The organism is Tropicimonas omnivorans (assembly GCF_031846565.1).
Classification (GTDB): domain Bacteria; phylum Pseudomonadota; class Alphaproteobacteria; order Rhodobacterales; family Rhodobacteraceae; genus Tropicimonas_B; species Tropicimonas_B omnivorans.
Window position 1 is genome coordinate 253,901 of the sequence record NZ_JAVRHL010000001.1, and the last position, 13,558, is coordinate 267,458.

At 70.0% G+C, this 13,558-nt stretch carries 13 protein-coding genes; 6 read left to right on the top strand and 7 right to left on the bottom strand.

Annotated features, from left to right (window positions below):
- Positions 1–17 precede the first annotated feature (17 nt).
- Genes RM543_RS01295 through RM543_RS01315 form a run of 5 tightly spaced genes read right to left on the bottom strand, consistent with a single transcriptional unit; the run spans position 18 to position 3,845 of the window.
- The gene (locus RM543_RS01295; RefSeq protein ID WP_311688883.1) at positions 18–407 is read right to left on the bottom strand and encodes a DUF805 domain-containing protein; all 390 of its coding nucleotides are present in this window, start codon (positions 405–407) and stop codon (positions 18–20) included.
- Positions 407–1,066, bottom strand: coding sequence for a glycerol-3-phosphate 1-O-acyltransferase PlsY (gene plsY / locus RM543_RS01300; protein ID WP_311688885.1), 660 nt, complete (start codon positions 1,064–1,066; stop codon positions 407–409). The genes RM543_RS01295 and plsY overlap by 1 nt, the downstream gene beginning before the upstream one ends.
- Positions 1,067–1,099: 33 nt before the next feature.
- The gene (pyrC, locus tag RM543_RS01305) at positions 1,100–2,383 is read right to left on the bottom strand and encodes a dihydroorotase (protein WP_311688886.1); all 1,284 of its coding nucleotides are present in this window, start codon (positions 2,381–2,383) and stop codon (positions 1,100–1,102) included.
- Positions 2,383–2,901, bottom strand: coding sequence for a hypothetical protein (locus RM543_RS01310; RefSeq protein WP_311688888.1), 519 nt, complete (start codon positions 2,899–2,901; stop codon positions 2,383–2,385). The genes pyrC and RM543_RS01310 overlap by 1 nt, the downstream gene beginning before the upstream one ends.
- Positions 2,898–3,845 carry an aspartate carbamoyltransferase catalytic subunit gene (locus RM543_RS01315; RefSeq protein WP_116085125.1) on the bottom strand — a complete coding sequence of 316 codons (948 nt, stop codon included), beginning with the start codon at positions 3,843–3,845 and terminating at the stop codon, positions 2,898–2,900. Before RM543_RS01315 ends, RM543_RS01310 begins: the two co-directional genes overlap by 4 nt.
- Before the next feature lie 104 nt (positions 3,846–3,949).
- Between RM543_RS01315 and RM543_RS01320 the strand changes: the two genes are divergently transcribed.
- The 5 genes from RM543_RS01320 (at position 3,950) to RM543_RS01340 (ending at position 10,975) form a co-directional block, all read left to right on the top strand.
- Positions 3,950–4,750, top strand: a complete 801-nt coding sequence (locus tag RM543_RS01320; RefSeq protein ID WP_311688890.1) for a uracil-DNA glycosylase — start codon at positions 3,950–3,952, stop codon at positions 4,748–4,750.
- Positions 4,751–4,831: 81 nt separating this feature from the next.
- Positions 4,832–5,422 (top strand): metallophosphoesterase family protein, encoded by a 591-nt coding sequence (locus tag RM543_RS01325; RefSeq protein WP_311688892.1) that lies wholly within the window; start codon positions 4,832–4,834, stop codon positions 5,420–5,422.
- Positions 5,407–5,949, top strand: coding sequence for a molybdenum cofactor biosynthesis protein B (moaB, locus tag RM543_RS01330; protein WP_311688894.1), 543 nt, complete (start codon positions 5,407–5,409; stop codon positions 5,947–5,949). The genes RM543_RS01325 and moaB overlap by 16 nt, the downstream gene beginning before the upstream one ends.
- A 119-nt stretch (positions 5,950–6,068) precedes the next feature.
- A complete protein-coding gene (locus RM543_RS01335; RefSeq protein WP_311688896.1) occupies positions 6,069–7,583 on the top strand; it encodes an efflux RND transporter periplasmic adaptor subunit in 1,515 nt (504 codons plus the stop codon).
- 5 nt (positions 7,584–7,588) lie between these two features.
- The gene (locus RM543_RS01340; protein ID WP_311688898.1) at positions 7,589–10,975 is read left to right on the top strand and encodes an efflux RND transporter permease subunit; all 3,387 of its coding nucleotides are present in this window, start codon (positions 7,589–7,591) and stop codon (positions 10,973–10,975) included.
- A 3-nt stretch (positions 10,976–10,978) separates the two neighbouring features.
- On the opposite strand, the gene RM543_RS01345 is transcribed toward RM543_RS01340, so the two are convergent.
- On the bottom strand, positions 10,979–11,785 hold the full coding sequence (locus RM543_RS01345; protein ID WP_311688900.1) for a protein-disulfide reductase DsbD domain-containing protein: 807 nt from the start codon (positions 11,783–11,785) through the stop codon (positions 10,979–10,981).
- Between the two features lie 116 nt (positions 11,786–11,901).
- On the opposite strand from RM543_RS01345, the gene RM543_RS01350 reads away from it, so the two are divergent.
- A complete protein-coding gene (locus RM543_RS01350) occupies positions 11,902–12,468 on the top strand; it encodes a YqgE/AlgH family protein (RefSeq protein ID WP_311688902.1) in 567 nt (188 codons plus the stop codon).
- 28 nt (positions 12,469–12,496) lie between these two features.
- On the opposite strand, the gene RM543_RS01355 is transcribed toward RM543_RS01350, so the two are convergent.
- A complete protein-coding gene (locus tag RM543_RS01355) occupies positions 12,497–13,441 on the bottom strand; it encodes an L-threonylcarbamoyladenylate synthase (protein WP_311688904.1) in 945 nt (314 codons plus the stop codon).
- Positions 13,442–13,558: the final 117 nt, after the last annotated feature.

The following is a 13,558-nucleotide window of genomic DNA, read 5'->3' on the forward strand; positions in this document are numbered from 1 at the left end:
TCACGCCTCCCGAAGCGTCAGGCGGCGGCCATGCCGCTCGGCGTCCGGCCAAGCGGATCCGGCCCGAAGCGGTTCGGCCCGTCCGTGCCGGGCAGGCAGAACAGCACCAGAAGGATGATCGCACCGAGCCCCGGGATCAGCGCGAGCAGCAGCCACCAGGCGGACATGTCCCGATCGTGCAGACGCCGCCCGCCGACGCAGATGCCCGGCAGGAGCACGGCCAGGGACCACAAGAGCGAGATGAGGCCGAAGGTCAGTCCCTGCAGGACGAGCGTCTCGACGAGGTTGAGCACGATCGACACCGCGAAGACGAAGAGGGCGAACCACCAGTACTCGCTCCGGCGCGCGCGACCGGAGATGACGACGTATTTCGCCAGACAGGTCCGGACGGACTCTTCCATGCTCATCATAGTCGATTACTTTCCTTGCTCATATGCTCGCCATGGGGTGCCTCTGGGACGCTCTTCCGGCCGATCTTCGGTTCGGTCCCGAGCTTCAGCCGCGAAATGTTCGCCGCATGACGAATGTAAATCAAGATCGTAAGGGCGATGGAAAGCCATACGCTCTCACCGTTGTCGAGAAACAGCACGTAGATCGCCGACAGCGCCGCCGCGACGAGCGCCGCGAGGGAGGAATAGCGCGTCGTCGCCGCCACCAAGAGCCAGGTCGCGCAGCAGGCCAGGCCGACGGGCCATGCCAGGGCAAGCATCACGCCGAGAAACGTCGCCACGCCCTTCCCGCCGTTGAAGCGTTGCAGCACCGACCAGATGTGCCCCGCGAAGGCAAAGAGGGCCGCGACCTGGGCGCCGTCCTCCCCCATCAGCGCTCGCGCGATTAGGACCGCCGCCGCGCCCTTGGCCCCGTCGAGCAGCAGCGTGAGCGCGGCGGCGCCCTTGTTCCCGGTGCGCAGCACGTTCGTCGCGCCGGTATTGCCGGACCCGACCTTGCGCAGGTCCCCCAGCCCGAACACCCGCGCCATGACGACCCCGAACGGCACGGAGCCCGCGAGGTAGGACAGCAGCGCCGTCACGGCGAGCCAGAGAAGGGGCGTGTCGATCACGGGCATGGTGTCAGGCTCCTGAGGCGCTGGCGGAGAGGATCATTCGCCGAAAACCCGCTGACCGCCGACCCACGTGCCGAGGACCCGGCCCTCCATCCGCGTGCCGTCGAACGGGGTGTTGCGGGACTTGGAGCGCAGGGCGAACCGATCGAGCACGAACGGCGCATCGGGATCGAAGAGCACGAGATCCGCAGGAGCGCCCTTCGACAGACGCCCGGCCTCGAGACCGAGACGCTTCGCGGGGTTCGTGGACATCGCCCGGAAAAGCTGCGGCAGGCTCAGCGCACCCGAGTGGTAGAGGCGCATGGCGGCGGGCAGGAGCGTCTCCAGCCCCACGGCGCCGGACGCGGCCTCCTCGAAGGGCAGGCGCTTGCTCTCCTCGTCCTGCGGCGTGTGGAAGCTCGAGATGGTGTCGATCAGGCCCGACGCCACCGCCTCCACGATGGCCTGTCGATCCTCCTCGGAGCGCAGCGGCGGCTTGATCTTGAAGAAGGTGCGGTAATCCCCGACGTCGATCAGGTTCAGCGTGAGGTGGTGGATCGAGGTACCGGCGGTGACGTCGAACCCGTTGGCCTTGGCCCGTTCGAGGGACGGCAGGGCGCGGGCGCAGGTGATCTGGTCGGCATGGTACCGCACGCCCGTCATCTCCACGAGGGAGATATCCCGGTCGAGCCCCATCCGCTCCGCCATCGGCGAGACCATCGACAGGCCCCGGAGCGCGGCGAAGGCGGAGGAGGTCGCGGACGCGCCGGCCGAGAGTCCCGGCTCCTGCGGGTGGGACACGATGAGCGCGCCGAGCTCGCACGCATAAGCCATGGCGCGGGAGAGGATGCGGGTATTCGCGATCACGATATCCCCGTCGGTGAAGGCCACCGCCCCGGCATCGCGCAGAAAGGCGATCTCCGTCATCTCGCGTCCCTCGCGGCCCTTGGTCAGCGCCGCCATCGGGGCGATGCGCACAGGCGCGGCCTCGGCCGCGCGGCGCAGGGCGAATTCGAGCGTCTCCGGGCTGTCGATGGTGGGCAGCGTATCCGGCCGCGTGACCATCGTCGTCACGCCTCCCGCCGCGGCCGCGCGGCCGGCGGAGCGGAAGCTCTCCTTGTGACGCTCGCCCGGCTCGCAGACCTTGACGCCGAGATCCACGATCCCCGGTGCCAGGGCGCGCCCGCCGCAGTCGATGCGCGTCTCGCCGCCCTGCGGCTCAGGCGCCGCATCCTGCCCCGTCGCGACGATGCGGCCATTCTCCACGAGGAGCCAGCCGCGCGCGTCCGTTCCGGCAACCGGGTCGATCAGTCGGGCGTCGTTGAAGACCGTGCGCGCCATCAGCTTGCCAGCAGCCAGATGAGAACGCCGAGCGCGACGAGGACGAGGATCAGCGCCGCCAGCGGTGTGGCGAGCCTCGGGGCGCGGGAGCCGCGGCCCGGACGATCCATGGAGCCCGCTGCCGCCTGGCTTTCGAGCGGGCCGGTCGCGGGCGTCGCCTCGATTTCCCTGTAGGCCCCGATTTCGGTGAGCGGAGCGCGCGGCTCCAGCGTCACCGCCCGCCCCTCGAACGCGGAGGACGGCACGATCACGGCCTGCCCCGACAGGTTGTCCAGCTTCTGCCGGTCGGGCGCGACCTCGTCGGGATCGGCCCCCAGCCCTTCGATCAAGTAGCCCGTCAGCCCGACCCCGAGAAGATCCTCGAGGTTCACCACCTCCAGCTTCCCCTTGTCGAGCGTGTCGCCGCCCAGAGCCGCCTCGGCCTCCTGCGCGGAGAACGGCGTGCCCGCCGCGGCGTCCACCGCGAAAACGCGGATCACGCCGGTCTCTCCGGCCGGTACATCGACGCGCCCGCTCATGCTGCCGCGCTCCGCTCCGCGCGAAGGTTCCGCGCCAGGAGGTCCATCGCCGCCATCCGCACGGCCACGCCCATCTCCACCTGCTCCTGGATGACCGAGCGGTTGATGTCGTCCGCGATGGTCCCGTCGATCTCGACACCGCGGTTCATGGGTCCGGGATGCATCACGATGGCGTCCTCCCTGGCATGGGCGAGTTTCTCGGCGTCGAGCCCGAAGCGGTGGTAGTATTCGCGCTCGGAGGGAATGAAGCCGCCGTCCATCCGCTCCTTCTGGAGCCGCAGCATCATCACCACGTCGCAATCCTTCAGGCCGGTCTCCATGTCGTGCGTGACCTCGACCCCCCAGTCCCGCGCCTGCGAGGGGATCAGCGTCGGCGGCCCGACGAGGCGCACGCGGCTTTCCATCCGCCCCAGGAGCAGGATGTTCGACCGGGCCACCCGCGAATGGGCGACATCGCCGCAGATCGCGACGGTCAGCCGGTGCAGCCGGCCCTTCTTGCGGCGGATCGTGAGCGCATCGAGAAGCGCCTGCGTGGGATGCTCGTGGCGCCCGTCTCCCGCGTTCAGGACGGCACAGGCGACCTTCTCCGCGAGCAGGTTCACCGCCCCCGAATTGGGATGCCGCACCACGAGGATGTCCGGATGCATCGCATTCAGCGTCAGCGCCGTGTCGATCAGGGTTTCGCCCTTCTTGATCGAGGAGGCGGCCATCGCCATGCTCATCACGTCCGCCCCGAGGCGCTTGCCGGCCAGCTCGAAGCTCGCCTGCGTCCGGGTGGAGTTCTCGAAGAACATGTTGATCTGGGTCAGGCCGGCCAGCGCGTCGCCATGCTTCTGCGTGGAGCGATTGAGGGACACGTAGTCATCGGCGAGATCGAGAATCGCCGTGATCTCGTCTGGCGCGAGATGCTCGATTCCGAGCAGATGTCTGGCGCGGAAGGTCATCAGGCGTCCCCGTCTGTCGGCTCGGTCCGAGCTTATGTCAAAGCCGGGCGGTCGGGGCAACGGCCCGCTTCCAGCGCCGGCGCAGATGAGCTAGCGGTGAGGGCGTGGATCAGGGTCTGACATATGAAGCCGCGCTCGCGGCGCTGGCCTGGCAGGTCGAACTGGGGGTCGACGAGACGATCTCCGAGTCCCCGCTCGACCGGTACGCGCTGGAAGAACCGAGCGCCCCGAAACCGGCCGCCGCGCCGCCCACCCGCGCCGAGGCGAAGGCGGAGGCGCCCCCGGCGCCGATCGTCCAGCCACAGGTGGATCCCGTCCAGGCCGCGCGGGACACCGTCGCGGCCGCGAGCGATCTGGGCGCGCTCCGGGGGGCGCTCGAGGCCTTCGAGCTCTGCGATCTGAAGAAGGGTGCGCGGCACACGGTCTTCTCGGACGGACACCCCGCGGCCCGGATTATGGTCATCGGCGAAGCGCCGGGCCGGGAGGAGGACGAGGCAGGCCGCCCCTTCGTCGGCAAGGCCGGCCGACTGCTCGACCGGATGTTCGCCGCCATCGGCCGTGCGCGACAGACGGACGGACCCGATGGCCTCTACATCACCAACATCCTGCCCTGGCGCCCGCCGCAGAACCGCGACCCCGATGCGGAGGAGATCGCCATGATGGTGCCCTTCGTGAAACGGCATGTCGAGCTTGCGGACCCGGACGTCATCGTGCTGGCCGGCAACATCGCCTGCCACGCGCTGATGGGCCGCCGGGGCGTGTCGCGCCTGCGCGGCCGCTGGACGGAGGTGGAAGGGCGACCTGCCCTGCCGATGTTCCACCCCGCCTATCTGCTGCGCACGCCCGACGCGAAGCGCGAGGCCTGGTCCGACCTTCTGTCGCTTCAGGCCCGCCTGCGCGGCTGAGGCGCTGGACAGGGGGCGACGGCGGCATAGTCTCTCGGGCGAGCCCCGCCCGCGCGGCGCGATCCCCCAGGAGCGATCCACATGCGAATCCTCGCCTTTTCCGATGTTCACCGAGATCTGGAGGCCTGCGCCGGGCTGATCGAGGCCGCCGAGGAGGCCGATCTCGTCCTCGGCGCGGGCGACTTCGCCACCTCCCACGAGGGGCTGACGGAGGTGATGGACGCGCTTGCCCCCCTCGCCGCCAAGTCCGTCTTCGTCCCCGGCAACAACGAGTCGCTGACGGCCCTGCGAGATACGACGACGGCAACCGTGCTGCACGGAGAGACCTGCACCAGAAACGGCGTCACGATTGCCGGCCTCGGCGGCGGCATCCCGCCCCTGCCCCCGCTGCCATGGGGGTCGTGGGACCTGACCGAGGAGGAGGCCGAAACGGCGCTCGCCGGGATCGGGAGCGCGGACATCCTCGTTCTGCATTCACCGCCGAAGGGCGTCGCCGACGTGATCGACGGCAAGGGCTCCGTCGGCTCGGTCGCCCTCCGCGATGCCATCGAACGCATCCAGCCGAGACTCGTGGTCTGCGGTCATATCCACGATTGCTGGGGCCGTTCGGGGACCATCGGCACGAGTTCGGTCAACAACCTCGGCCCGGCGCCGACATGGTTCGAGCTGTGAGCGACCGCGCATTCATTCCCGTCCGGATCGCCGTCCTGACCGTCTCGGACACGCGCACCCCTGAGGATGACCGGTCCGGCGACACCCTGGCCGAACGCATCGAATCCGCCGGTCACATCCTCTGCGCGCGCACCATCGTCGCGGACGACCGGGACGCCATCGCGCGGCAGCTTCTGAACTGGATCGCGGACCCCTCGGTCGAGGCGATCATCTCGACCGGCGGGACCGGGCTGACGGGCCGGGACGTGACGGTGGAGGCGCATCGCGACGTCTACGAAAAGGAGATCGACGCCTTCGGCACGATCTTCACCCTCGTCAGCATGGACAGCATCGGCACCTCCGCCGTCCAGTCCCGGGCCTGCGCCGGCGTGGCGGGAGGAACCTTCCTCTTCGCGCTGCCCGGAAGCCCCGGCGCCTGCCGCGACGGGTGGGACAGGATCCTTGCCGCCCAGCTGGATTACCGGCACCGGCCCTGCAACTTCGTCGAGATCATGCCCCGTCTCGATGAACATCTTCGCAGAAAGTAAACCGATTCCGAGGCAGAGTTCGCGACGGAGTTGACGTGTCCGTGCGTTGGTCACGTCAGGGCTATGACCTGCCCGCAGCCACCTCTACCCTTGCGCTGCATTCGGAAGGACGGAATTACATGCGCTTTCTCGGACGTTCCCTGACCGGCCTGTTCCTGCTCGCCGCGACGCTCGGCCTTCTGGCCTATGCCGGCGGCCTGCTGCGCGGCGCGGTGGAGGAGCGGATGAATCGCGAGGTTCGCCAGAGGCCGGGGCAGGAAACCGTGATCGCCGTCAACACCGCCGAGATCGTGCCGGAGGTGATCGCGCCGACGCTCACCGCCTTCGGCAACGTCCAGAGCCGCCGCACCCTTCAGATCCGCGCCAGCCTCGCCGGGCGGATCGTGGAACTCGCGGACAATTTCGAGGACGGCGCGACGGTGGAGGAAGGGGAGCTTCTGGCCCGGATCGACCCCCTCGATGCGGAGACCGCGCTCGACAACGCCCGCACCGATCTGGCCGAGGCGGAGGCTGAGCTTCGGGAGGCCGAGCGCGCGGTGGAGATCACGCGTGACGAGCGCGCCGCCGCCGAGGCGCAGGCCGAGCTGAGGCAGGCCGCGCTCCAGCGCCAGCAGGACCTTCAGGATCGCGGGATCGGCACGGCGGCCGCCGTCGAGGAGGCGGCGCTCGCCGAATCGAGCGCGCGCCAGTCCATCCTCACCCGGCGACAATCCGAGGCGGACGGGGAAGCGCGGGTCGAAACCGCCCGCAATGCCCTCTCCCGCGCCCGCCTGGCCCTCGCAGCCGCCGAGCGCGCCCTCGAGGATACCGAGATCCGCGCGACCTTCACCGGCACGCTCGCCGATGTCGCTGTCGTCGAGGGAGGTCTCGTCACCGCCAACGAGCAGATCGCCACGCTGATCGACCCCGACGCGCTCGAGGTCGCCTTCCGCATCTCCACCGCGCAATATGCCCGCCTCCTCGACGAAGAGGGAGGTCTGCGGGATGCCGAGGTGCGCGTCACGCTCGATGTCCTGGGTTTGGGGCTCGAGGCGCAAGGCCGGCTCTCCCGCGTCAGCGCCGCCGTTGGGGAGGGGGTCACCGGGCGGCTCCTGTTCGCCCGCCTGTCCGAATTCGCGGGGTTCCGGCCGGGGGACTTCGTCACCGTCCATGTCAAGGAGCCGGCGCTGGAAGACGTCTCCCGCCTGCCCTCCACCGCGGTTGCGTCCGACGACACGGTCCTCGTCCTGGACGAGGAGGAGCGCCTCGTTCTCGCCGCCGTGGAGCTGCTCCGGCGTCAGGGCGACGACGTGATCGTCAGCGCCCCCGATCTGGCCGGCCTTCGCGTCGTGGCCGAGCGCACCCCGCTCGTCGGTCCCGGCATCAAGGTCCGGGACCTCACCGCCGAGCGCGAGGCGGCGGGCGAAACGCCTGCCGCCGAGGACGTCGCCTCCCGCGGCACGGGGAGCGCGGAGCCCGGCGCAGACGAGGGCACCATCCCCCTGACGCCCGAACGCCGCGCCGCCCTGATCGCGGCGGTGGAAGACATGGGCGCCATGCCCGAGGCGGCCCGCGCCCGCGTTCTCGCGCAACTGCAGCAGGAAAGCGTGCCCGCCTCCGTCGTCGCGCGCATCGAAGCCCGGACGGGAGGCTGAACGCCATGGCAGGACAACGCGGCGGCTTCTTCGGCTATTTCACTCGCCATCGCACCGCGGCGAACCTGATCCTCGTCCTAATGATCGCGGCCGGCATCGCCGCCTTCCCGAACATGCGGGCGCAGTACTTCCCGGACATCGTCAGCGATGAGGTGGACGTCAACGTCACCTGGACCGGAGCCGGGGCGGAAGATGTCGACCGCGCCATCGTCGCGCTGCTGGAGCCCGCCCTCCTCGCCATCGAAGGCGTGGCGGAAAGCGAATCCCGCGCCTCCGAGGGCCGCGCCCGCATCGAGCTGGAATTCGAGCCCGGCTGGGACATGTCCCGCGCGACCGACGACGTGCAGCAGGCGGTGGACGGCGTGACCAACCTGCCCGACGATGCGGACGAGCCCACGGTATCCCGCTCCGCCTGGCGGGACAGGGTGACGGACACGATCATCACCGGCCCCATCGGCGTCGAGCAGCTCGGCCGGATCGCCGACACGCTCATCACCCGCCTCTTCGCCGAGGGCGTCACGCGCACGTCGATCCGGGGCATCGCCGCGCCCAACACGCTGATCGAGGTTCAGACGGCCTCGCTCATCCGCAACGACGTGACCATGCAGGAGATCGGGGCCGCCATCGCCGCGGAGGCCGACGCGAGCCCGGCCGGGGATGTCGCCGGCGCCAATGCCCGCATCCGCACCGGCACCGCGAAACGCACGCCCGAGGCCATTGCCGGCATCGTGCTGCGCTCCAACACGGACGGCTCGCAGCTCACGATCGGGGACGTCGCGACGATTTCCGTGGAGGGCGCCGCCCGCGACATCGGCTACTTCGTCGGGGACAATCCGGCGCTCTCCGTCAGCGTCGCCCGCTCCGCCACGGGAGATGCGATCGGGATCCAGCGCACCGTCGAGGAGGTCGCGGCTGAGCTCGAGACCACGCTGCCCCGCGGCGTTTCCATCGACCTCATCCGCACACGGTCGGAGCAAATTTCCAGCCGCCTCGACATCCTCCTGGAGAACGGCCTGACGGGTCTCGCCCTCGTCGTCGGACTGCTGTTCCTGTTCCTGAACGCGCGGACCGCGATCTGGGTGGCGGCCGGCATCCCCGTCGCCATGTGCGCCGCGATCTTCCTTATGTACACCGCCGGCCTCACGCTCAACATGATCTCGCTCTTCGCGCTGATCCTGACCCTCGGCATCGTGGTGGACGACGCCATCGTCGTCGGCGAGCACGCCGATTTCCGCGCCCGGACGCTCGGGGAGCCGCCGGACGTCGCCGCCGCCACCGCGGCCTCCCGCATGGCGGGGCCGGTCTTCTCCGCCACGGTCACCACCATCATCGCCTTCATGGGCCTCACCGCCATCGGCGGGCGCTTCGGAGAGATGATCGCGGACATCCCCTATACCGTGATCGTGGTTCTCATTGCCTCGCTCGTCGAGTGCTTCGTGATCCTGCCCAACCACATGGCCCATTCCGTCGGCGGGCCGGACCGCTGGTACGACTGGCCGTCGCGCCAGGTGAACCGCGGGTTCGACTGGGTGAAGGAGCGCGCGTTCCGCCCGGTGATGCGCTTCGTCCTCTGGGCGCGGTACCCTGTCCTTGCCGCGCTCGTCGTCCTCTTGGCGCTCCAGATGTCGCAGCTCGTGGCGGGATCCGTGCAATGGCGCTTCTTCTCGGCGCCGGAGGAAGGTTCCGTGGACGGGAACTTCGCCATGGCGCCGGGCGCGACGCGGGAGGAATCGCTGGACCAGATGCGCGCGATCCAGGCCGCGGTGGAGGCGGTCGGGGCGGGCTACGAGGAGGAGTTCGGCACCAACCCGGTGGACTACGCCATCGCGCAGATCGGCGGGAACACCGGCCGCGGCCTTGCCTCCACCGAGACCAAGGAAAGCTACCAGCTCGGCTCGATCGCGGTGGAGCTGATCGACGCCGACGCACGCCCCTATTCCAGCTTCGAGTTCGTCGGCCGCCTTCAGGACGCGGTGGAGCGCCACCCGATGCTGGAGACGATCAGCTTCCGCGGCAATTACGGCGGCCCCGGCGGGGATTCCCTCGACGTGCAGTTCTACGGCGCGGAAACGGCGACCCTGAAGGCCGCGGCGGAGCGGCTCAAGGAGGAGGCGGGCGCCTTCCCGGAGGTCTCCGGCCTCGAGGATACGCTCTCCTACGACAAGGAGGAGCAGATCCTCGATCTGACGCCGCAGGGCGCCGCTCTTGGCTTTACCATCGACGGGCTGGGCCTCGCCCTGCGCAATCGCCTCAACGGGATCGAGGCCGCGACCTACCCGGACGGCAATCGCAGCGCGACGATCCGGGTCGAGTTGCCCGAGGACGAGCTGACCGCCGACTTCCTCGACCGGACCCTGCTGAGGACGCCGGAAGGCGCTTACGTTCCCCTCGCCGACATCGTCAACGTCGAGCGGCAGAGCGGCTTTTCCTCCATCCGGCGGGAGAACGGCCTGCGCGTCGTTTCGGTCTATGGCGAGATCGCCGATGACGACCCGGCCGCCGCCGCCGAGGTCACGCGCGCCCTTCAGGAGGACATCCTGCCCCGCATCGAATCGGAGTTCGGCGTGGGCTGGAACCTGTCCGGCCTCGCGGAGCAGGAGCGCAGCTTCCTCGCGGATGCGGCCTTCGGCTTCGGGCTCTGCCTTCTCGGGATCTTCCTCACCCTCGCCTGGGTCTTCTCCTCCTGGACGAGGCCGCTCCTGATCATGGCGGTCATCCCCTTCGGCCTGATCGGCGCCATCTACGGACATGCGGCGTGGGGCATCCCGATGTCGATGTTCACCGTGGTCGGCCTGATCGGAATGTCCGGCATCATCATCAACGATTCCATCGTGCTCGTGACGACGGTGGACGAATATTCCGCCGAGCGCGGCCTCCGGCCCGCCATCGTGGACGGCGCGGTGGACCGGCTCCGCCCGGTGATGCTGACGACGCTGACCACCGTCTTCGGCCTGATGCCCCTCCTTTACGAGCCGTCGAGCCAGGCGCAGTTCCTGAAACCGACGGTCGTCACGCTGGTCTACGGTCTCGGCTTCGGCGTCATTCTCGTCCTGATCGCGGTGCCGGCGATGCTGGCGGTGCAGCATGACCTGCGCCGGCAGCAGGTGGCGCTCAGGCGCGCCGTCGGTCGGCCGGGGCGGGGGCGGAGCGTCACTGCGGCGGTCGCGCTTGCGGGCCTCGGGACGCTCGCGCTGTTCGCGGCGACGCTCGGGCACGCGCTTGTCCTGAGCGGGATCTGGCCGCCGCTCGCGACAGCCGCCGGGATGGAGGGTGCAGGATCCGGCGCGGCGCTCGGGCTGTTCATCGCGGGCACGTTCGGGATCGTGATCGCGGCCTACCTGATCGCGATGGCAGCCATCGCCATCGCGGGACGGCGCCGGCTCGCCGCGTAAGCCTCAGTTCGCGGTGCAGCCCAGGATCTCGACCGCGCCGCCGGCGCCCACCAGCGTGAAGCGAAGCGCACCCCGGTTGACCCCCGCGGTGCCTCCGGCCAGCGTCGAGCGGACGTGGAGCGTCCCGCCCCGGCGCTCCGATTCCGTGCCGATCGCGTAGAGGTTCGGATCGCCCGTCTCCACGATCGCGGTCTCCTCCCCGCCGAGATCGGGCGCAGCTATGGCGGCTGTCAGCGCAAGATCGCGCCCCGCGGCATCGATCCTGCAGCGCGCATCGGCCGCTATCCGCGCCGGACGATCGGCGAGAGCGGCCCGGATGCGGGGGTCGGAGGCGCCGTGCCCGTCCAGCCGCGCAGTCAGGTGCATCGACACCGGAACGCAGACCTCGGCGCAGACGCCGATTTCCACCAGCGCGTCTAGCTCGATCGGTGCGCCTGGCTCCGCCGGCTGCAGGGCGATGGGGAGAATCACCTCGCCCTTGTAGCCGATCACATCCCCGAGGCGGCTCCGGAAGATCGTCGGTTCCGGCCAGAGCGGCTCGGCGTGGACGAGGTTGCCCGATCCGGTCCAGTCGAAGCGCGGCGGCAGGCCGATCTCGCCGGGGCTGCGCCAATAGGTCTTCCACCCCTCCGCAAGATCGAGTTCGAGGGCGACGATCCGGCGCCCGTCCGCCTCCACCCAGCCCGGCAGGATGCGCGCGGCGCGAAGCCCCTCCTCGGGACCGTTCGCGTGCGCCGGCAGCGCGGCAAGGGACAGACAGGCGGCGGCCAGTGCGGCACGGGCCGGACGAAGGAGGCGGGGCGTGATCATGGGCGCGAAGCTAGCGGCCCGCCCCCGCACGGGAAACTCACAAATCGGCTACGGGGCCCACACCTTTCGCCGGGGTGCCCTTGCCGCGACACCCTCGGAAGCCCATCCTTACCACCATGACCGAAATGACCGACCTCACCGCCAAGCTCCTGATCGCCATGCCGGGCATGGACGATAGCCGTTTCGACAAGACCGTGATCTTCGTCTGCGCCCATTCGGACGAGGGCGCGATGGGTCTCGTCGTCAACCAGCCGGCGGATGAGCTGGAGTTCGTCGACCTTCTGGAGCAGCTCGACCTCTCCCCCACGCCGCCCGAGCGGGACATCCGCATCCATGTCGGCGGTCCGGTGGAGCACGGTCGCGGCTTTGTTCTCCACTCGGGCGATTACGTCGAGAGCGAGTCGACCATGCCGGTCGGCGAGGGCTATGGCATGACCGCGACGCTCGACATTCTCGAGGACATCGCCCGCGGCAACGGCCCGGGGCGCGCGCTCCTGGCGCTCGGCTATGCCGGGTGGGGGCCGGGTCAGCTCGAACACGAGATCGCCTCGAACGGATGGCTGACATGCGACGCGACGCCGGACCTCGTCTTCGCCGAGGACAGCGAGGCGAAGTGGAAGATGGCGGTGGAGACCATGGGCGTCGACCCGCGGATGCTCTCGTCGATGGCGGGCCACGCCTGATCTTTGAGCGATACGGGCCGCACCCGTCTCAGCGCGGCGCGGCGGCCCGGCGAAGGCGGTCGTTGATCGCGCGCCCGAGGCCCGTCTCCGGAATGGGCGACACGGCGATGACCGGAGCCATTCCGTCGAGATCCCGAAGATAGCCGAAGAGATTCGCCGCCGCCTCCCGCAGATCTCCCCCGGGCGAGAGGTTCATCGCTGCCCCGGGCGCGTCCCCGAACCCGAGCAGAACCTCGCCCGCCTCGATGCCCGTGGCCCCGAGACGCACCGACGCGCCGGGCGCGTAATGCGAGGCGAGCATGCCGGGCGCGGCGGGCGCCCCGGCGTCCGGCGGCCCAGCGAGGGGACGGCCCAGCGCGTCCTCGATCTCCTCGGCCGGGAGCCCGCCGGGCCGCAGGAGCCGCGGCACGTCCCAGAGCCCGAGAATCGTCGATTCCACGCCCACATCCGCCGGCCCGCCGTCGAGCACCGCATCGATGCGACCCGAAAGCCCGTCCATCACATGCGCCGCCCGCGTGGGACTCACACGCCCCGAACGGTTCGCGGAGGGCGCTGCCACCGGCCGCCCGGTTTCGCGCAGCAATTGGCGGGCCAGCCGCAGCGCCGGCACCCGGAGCGCGACGTTCGGCAGGCCGGCGGAGACGAGGGGCGAAAGCTCCGTGTCCGCCCGCATCGGCAGGACCAGGGTCAGCGGGCCCGGCCAGAACCGCTCCGCCAGTGCCTCCGCCTCGGGGGATAAAACGGCGTAGCGACCGGCCTCGGGCGCGTCCGGCAGATGCACGATCAACGGATTGAAGCTGGGCCGTCCCTTTGCCGCGAAGATGCCCGCGACGGCTTCACCATTCGTCGCATCGCCGCCGAGGCCATAAACCGTCTCCGTGGGCAGCGCGACCAGCCCGCCCTGCCGCAGAAGCTCTGCCGCGCGGGCGATCCCTGAGGCATCGGACGCAAGGAGCGCGGTCTTCCGGTCCATCGTCGGTGCCTCGCGATCGTGACGCTGCGTTTGCCCTAGCGAGGCCGGGGACGGGTGCTAGGGTTCGGATCATCCGCTCTTAAGCCACTGGATCTCCGGCGCCAAGCCGGGAGGGAC

What these genes read in the sequence shown, in the direction of transcription:
- RM543_RS01295 (WP_311688883.1), bottom strand. Translation starts at nt 407, where the DNA reads ATGAGCATGGAAGAGTCCGTCCGGACCTGTCTGGCGAAATACGTCGTC.
- plsY (WP_311688885.1), bottom strand. Translation starts at nt 1,066, where the DNA reads ATGCCCGTGATCGACACGCCCCTTCTCTGGCTCGCCGTGACGGCGCTG.
- pyrC (WP_311688886.1), bottom strand. Translation starts at nt 2,383, where the DNA reads ATGGCGCGCACGGTCTTCAACGACGCCCGACTGATCGACCCGGTTGCC.
- RM543_RS01310 (WP_311688888.1), bottom strand. Translation starts at nt 2,901, where the DNA reads ATGAGCGGGCGCGTCGATGTACCGGCCGGAGAGACCGGCGTGATCCGC.
- RM543_RS01315 (WP_116085125.1), bottom strand. Translation starts at nt 3,845, where the DNA reads ATGACCTTCCGCGCCAGACATCTGCTCGGAATCGAGCATCTCGCGCCA.
- RM543_RS01325 (WP_311688892.1), top strand. Translation starts at nt 4,832, where the DNA reads ATGCGAATCCTCGCCTTTTCCGATGTTCACCGAGATCTGGAGGCCTGC.
- moaB (WP_311688894.1), top strand. Translation starts at nt 5,407, where the DNA reads ATGGTTCGAGCTGTGAGCGACCGCGCATTCATTCCCGTCCGGATCGCC.
- RM543_RS01335 (WP_311688896.1), top strand. Translation starts at nt 6,069, where the DNA reads ATGCGCTTTCTCGGACGTTCCCTGACCGGCCTGTTCCTGCTCGCCGCG.
- RM543_RS01340 (WP_311688898.1), top strand. Translation starts at nt 7,589, where the DNA reads ATGGCAGGACAACGCGGCGGCTTCTTCGGCTATTTCACTCGCCATCGC.
- RM543_RS01345 (WP_311688900.1), bottom strand. Translation starts at nt 11,785, where the DNA reads ATGATCACGCCCCGCCTCCTTCGTCCGGCCCGTGCCGCACTGGCCGCC.
- RM543_RS01350 (WP_311688902.1), top strand. Translation starts at nt 11,902, where the DNA reads ATGACCGAAATGACCGACCTCACCGCCAAGCTCCTGATCGCCATGCCG.
- RM543_RS01355 (WP_311688904.1), bottom strand. Translation starts at nt 13,441, where the DNA reads ATGGACCGGAAGACCGCGCTCCTTGCGTCCGATGCCTCAGGGATCGCC.